Origin of the sequence: Desulfotomaculum sp. OF05-3 (assembly GCF_003435535.1) — a bacterium.
Classification (GTDB): Bacteria; Bacillota; Clostridia; order Lachnospirales; family Lachnospiraceae; genus Pilosibacter; species Pilosibacter fragilis.
Map to the genome: position 1 here is coordinate 8502 of NZ_QWGO01000059.1, position 786 is coordinate 9287.

The window sequence follows — 786 nt, forward strand, 5'->3', positions numbered from 1 at the left end:
CAAGTCCCATCTTCCGCACGAAAGACTCAAGTCGAGAGACTTGAGTCTTTTTGCGTTATAAAAGCTACTTTTTTCAGGGGTTATGACAAAAGAGTAAGGGACCAATCATTAAATAAACGTGCGAATATGCTTTGCACAGAAAATTTCAACACGCCGCTGTCAGACAGAGAGCGGAAGAGTGCACTGGAGACATGGATCGAGCTGATACGGCCGGGGAGACCATGAAATCGGTAGGCTGCGAATGAACCGATGATGGAAAAATATCAGCTGAGAGGGAAGGAGAGAGGCTGGTATGAGGATCAGGGAGAAGAATACCTCTTCATCAAAGCCCCGGCAGTGAGTTGCGGAGAGTCCGAGAGGAAGAGGGAGAAAAACTCTGTAAACAGGTCAAACTGTGATCATTAAGGGCGATGAGCTTATGAATCAGGCTTGTCGCTTTTTGTTTTGACAATACAAATGATCCGGGGGGAAGTTTTATAGAAATGTAAAGAAAAATCAATAGGTCTGTCATGAAAGTTATGATAAGATATTAGAACAGAGGGACGATTCGGAACGTAATACTGAGATGTGCGCGCGGAAGGATCGGAATACCGGAAAGACATCATACATGACAATAGAAGAGAGGTTTTACATATGCCGGAATTAAGCAGAAGAGTACAGACATTTACAGACTCCGTCATCCGCAGGATGACAAGGATCAACAATATGACACCGGGAAGCATTAACTTAACCTATTGTGCTATTTAATACCAAACGTTTAAAAACTTGTAAAAACCGCAAAGAATC

Annotated in this window: 1 protein-coding gene and 1 pseudogene; both read left to right on the plus strand. The window is 43.0% G+C overall.

The annotated features are described in order from the left end of the window. Positions 1-249 precede the first annotated feature (249 nt). Positions 250-405 carry a hypothetical protein gene (locus DXA87_RS18065; RefSeq protein ID WP_158553100.1) on the plus strand — a complete coding sequence of 52 codons (156 nt, stop codon included), beginning with the start codon at positions 250-252 and terminating at the stop codon, positions 403-405. 228 nt (positions 406-633) lie between these two features. Further along, positions 634-732, plus strand: a pseudogene (locus DXA87_RS18780) (aminotransferase); the annotation flags it as partial. Positions 733-786: the final 54 nt, after the last annotated feature.

What these genes read in the sequence shown, in the direction of transcription:
- DXA87_RS18065 (WP_158553100.1), top strand. Translation starts at nt 250, where the DNA reads ATGATGGAAAAATATCAGCTGAGAGGGAAGGAGAGAGGCTGGTATGAG.